Origin of the sequence: uncultured Thiodictyon sp. (assembly GCF_903828115.1) — a bacterium.
In the GTDB taxonomy this organism is placed as follows: domain Bacteria; phylum Pseudomonadota; class Gammaproteobacteria; order Chromatiales; family Chromatiaceae; genus Thiodictyon.
Window position 1 is genome coordinate 1 of sequence record NZ_CAIKKU010000141.1, and the last position, 3355, is coordinate 3355.

Genomic DNA, 3355 nt, shown 5'->3' on the forward strand with positions numbered 1-3355 from the left:
CGGATTGTTCGATTACGACAACGACAACGACAACGACAACGACGCCCGGCGCGTGAAAAGGTCCAGTCGCTGTAGGGTGCGCGGCGCGTCCCGGAGTGACTCCCGCGCCCGCGCTCCTTATACTGCGCCCACCAGGTCGCCGTCGGCCGCCCGGCGACGCCCTTGTGAGCCCGCCCGGCGGCTCCCCTTCCCATCAATTTCAGAGAATCAAGCCCGATGCAGGTCAGCCAACTGTTTGAGTTCGTCGTCCACAATTGGTACCTGTTCGTCGCGCTCGTCGTGATCCTGGCGCTTTTGATCCACAATTTGATCGTCGGCGAGCGCGGCAACGTCGAGCCCCTGGGGGCCACCGAGATGATCAACCACAAGGATGCGACGGTGATCGACGTGCGCTCGGCGGCGGACTTCGCCGCCGGCCATATCGTCAACGCGGTCAACATACCGATGAACGGCTTCAAGAACCAACTGGCGGTCCTTGGCAAGTACAAGGGCAAACCGATCATCGTCAACTGTAAGTCGGGCGGCCAGTCCGGGGCCGCGTGCGAGCACCTGCGCAAGCAGGGTTTCGAGGAGGTCTACAACCTCAAGGGCGGCATCCTCGCCTGGCAGGCGGCAAACCTGCCGCTGTCGCGCAAGAAGCGCTGAGTCGACGCCCAGGTTGCACCTTAGTCCCCGACACCAACGTAAATAGCAAGGTATTCCATGGCCGAGAACGATCAGACCAACCCGGAGCGGCAGTTCGCCGTCCAACGCACCTATCTCAAGGACCTGTCCTTCGAGTCGCCGAATGCCCCGGAGGTCTTCCGCGGCGAGTGGAAGCCGCAAAACGAGCTCAACCTCAACACCAAGGTCAACCGGCTCGACGAGCAGACCTACGAGGTGGTGCTGTCCGTCACCGTCACGGCCAAGGTCGGCGACAAGACGGCCTTCATCGTCGAGGTCCACCAGGCCGGCATCTTCACCCTGGGTGGGTTCTCGGAGGAGGAACTGGGCCCCATGCTCGGCGCCTACTGCCCCAACCTGCTGTTCCCCTACGCACGCGAGGCCGTGTCCGACCTGGTGACCAAGGGCAGCTTCCCGCAACTGGTCCTCCAGCATGTCAGCTTCGACGCCCTGTTCGCGCAACACCAGCAACAGGCGGCGGCAGACGCCGAAGGGGCGCGGCAGCATTGAGTGAACCGGTGTCGAGTGACGCGGTGGGCGCCGACATCGCGGTCCTCGGGTCCGGGTCCTGGGGGACGGCGCTCGCGATCCAACTGTGCCGCAACGGCCATCGGGTCCGGCTTTGGGGCAACGAGTCGGACCAGATCGCCGAGCTGCGCGCCCACGGGGAGAACCGGCGCTTCCTCCCCGGCGTTCCCTTCCCCGCGGGGCTGGTGCCCCAGGAATCGCTGGAGGAGACCCTTTCCGGCGCCGCCGCCTGCCTGGCGGTGGTGCCGAGCCACGCCTTCGCCGAGGTGATCGCGGCCCTGGCCACGCGCCTGCCGCGGGGCATCGGGCTCGCCTGGGCGACCAAGGGGCTGGAACCCCAGAGCGGCGCACTGCTGCACACACTGGCCCAACGGGGCCTGCCGGGCGAGAGCCTGGCGATCGTCTCGGGACCCAGCTTTGCCCGTGAGGTCGCCATCGGGCTGCCCACGGCGGTCACCGTGGCCTCCGAGGACCAGGACTTTGCCCGCCGCACCGCGGGCCTGCTCCACGGCGGGCGCTTCCGCGCCTACACCAGTTCAGACCTGGTGGGTGTGGAGATCTGCGGCGCCGCCAAGAACGTACTGGCCATCGCCACCGGCATCGCCGACGGCCTCGGCTTCGGGGCCAATAGCCGTGCCGCCTTGATCACCCGCGGTTTGAGCGAATTGATCCGGCTCGGCGCCGCCCTGGGCGGTCGACCCGAGACCTTCATGGGCCTGGCCGGGATCGGCGACCTGGTCCTGACCTGCACCGACGACCAATCGCGCAACCGCCGCCTCGGCCTGGCCCTGGCGCGAGGCGCCAGCGTCGCCGAGGCGCGGGCGGCCATCGGACAGGAGGTCGAGGGCGTGATCACGGCCGCGGCCGTGCGCACCCTCGCCCACCGACTCGGGGTCGAGATGCCGATCAGCGAACAGGTCTATCAGGTGCTTTATGAGGGGGTACCGCCGCTGGCGGCCACGGCGGCGCTGCTGGAGCGGGAGCCGAAGGCGGAGTTTGGCTAAGGCTGACCAATGTCCTCCTGTGCCACGGCCGCGATGCAGTCGGCCATGATGAGCCGGTCCGCGTTGGCCACCAGCCACTGCCGCGCCCGCTCCGCACTCGGGCATAGGCTCTGCACCGTCAGCCAGAACCGCTGCGAATGGTCGGGGATGGCAAGGTGCACCACCTCATGGGTGACGATGTAGCGCAGCACGAAGTCGGGCGCCATCACCAGACGCCAGTTGAACGACAGGTTGCCGAGCCCCGAGCAGTTCCCCCACTTGGTGCGCTGGTCCATGATGTAGACCTTACCGGGCAAGCGCTTCACGCGCCGGCTCACCTCGCTCACGTATTGTTCGATTTGCTCGCGCGCCCGTTTGCGCAGCCAGTTCTCCAAGGACCGCGCGGGTGCCGTTCGCGAGTGCGGCCCAGTGGTGACCTGAATCTCCCCGTCCTGGAGCGTGATCCGGTTCGGGGCGAGCCAGGTGTCGAGGCGAATCACTTGGACCGGGACCGTCTCCCCGCCCAAGAGCACCTGACCGAGCACCCGAGGGTTCGGCCGCCGCACCACCAGCCGGCGTTGCGCGCGCTCCAGTTGCTCCAGCACCCAAGCCGCGTTGGCGGTGAGAAAGGCGAATCCTTCGCCGTCGGTGCGGCGCTCCGGTACGATCAACTCCACCTCGTCGGGCTTGCTGACCTTGATCCGGAGTCGGGTGGCGGCCTTGGAGCGCACCAGCCGACACGTCAGTTCCCGCCCGTCGAGCGAGACCTGGTGCAAGACACTGGGGCGGATCGCCTCAGCGGGCGGCATCAATGGTCACCAATTCATTGAGGGCCGGCCCCAAGAATGGCGGATTGATGTCGGCCGGATCGAAGCCCAGGGCGGCATAGTCCGGGTTCCAGGATTCGGCCAGGAGCGAATCCTCCACCCGCATCCGCCCGCCCTTGGAACTACTCCAACCCGGCAGCAATAACTGGTTGTCGCGCAGATGCGCTACCATCTGGCGGGCGCAAGTCGCCAGATAGACCGTATCCTTGCCGGCGGGTAGCCGTTCAGAGACCCGGCATTGGAGCCGGCAGCGGAGCGGCCGCGCGACCGGCGCGGCGCTCAGCGATCACGCCGGCCAGATAGGGCCACGGCACCTGGCCGCGCTGGCGACAGGTTTCAATCACGCTGGCGAGC

The 3355-nt window shown here is 67.3% G+C and carries 5 protein-coding genes; 3 read left to right on the forward strand and 2 right to left on the reverse strand.

All coding sequences use genetic code 11. The features are described 5' to 3' along the window. Positions 1-216: 216 nt before the first annotated feature. Genes QZY48_RS05280 through QZY48_RS05290 form a run of 3 tightly spaced genes read left to right on the forward strand, consistent with a single transcriptional unit; the run spans position 217 to position 2195 of the window. The gene (locus tag QZY48_RS05280) at positions 217-645 is read left to right on the forward strand and encodes a rhodanese-like domain-containing protein (RefSeq protein ID WP_295428676.1); all 429 of its coding nucleotides are present in this window, start codon (positions 217-219) and stop codon (positions 643-645) included. A 57-nt stretch (positions 646-702) separates the two neighbouring features. Continuing rightward, entirely contained in the window at positions 703-1173 is a 471-nt protein-coding gene (gene secB / locus QZY48_RS05285) for a protein-export chaperone SecB (RefSeq protein ID WP_295428679.1), read from the forward strand. A gap of 8 nt (positions 1174-1181) precedes the next feature. Further along, on the forward strand, positions 1182-2195 hold the full coding sequence (locus tag QZY48_RS05290; RefSeq protein ID WP_295428683.1) for an NAD(P)H-dependent glycerol-3-phosphate dehydrogenase: 1014 nt from the start codon (positions 1182-1184) through the stop codon (positions 2193-2195). Here QZY48_RS05290 and QZY48_RS05295 read toward each other — a convergent pair. Together QZY48_RS05295 and QZY48_RS05300 are read right to left on the reverse strand one after the other, a co-directional pair. Further along, positions 2192-2983 carry a M48 family metallopeptidase gene (locus tag QZY48_RS05295; RefSeq protein WP_295428686.1) on the reverse strand — a complete coding sequence of 264 codons (792 nt, stop codon included), beginning with the start codon at positions 2981-2983 and terminating at the stop codon, positions 2192-2194. The genes QZY48_RS05290 and QZY48_RS05295 overlap by 4 nt on opposite strands. Beyond that, positions 2970-3173: a hypothetical protein gene (locus QZY48_RS05300; protein WP_295428690.1), complete on the reverse strand. Its 204-nt coding sequence runs from the start codon at positions 3171-3173 to the stop codon at positions 2970-2972. Before QZY48_RS05300 ends, QZY48_RS05295 begins: the two co-directional genes overlap by 14 nt. Between the last annotated feature and the right edge of the window lie 182 nt (positions 3174-3355).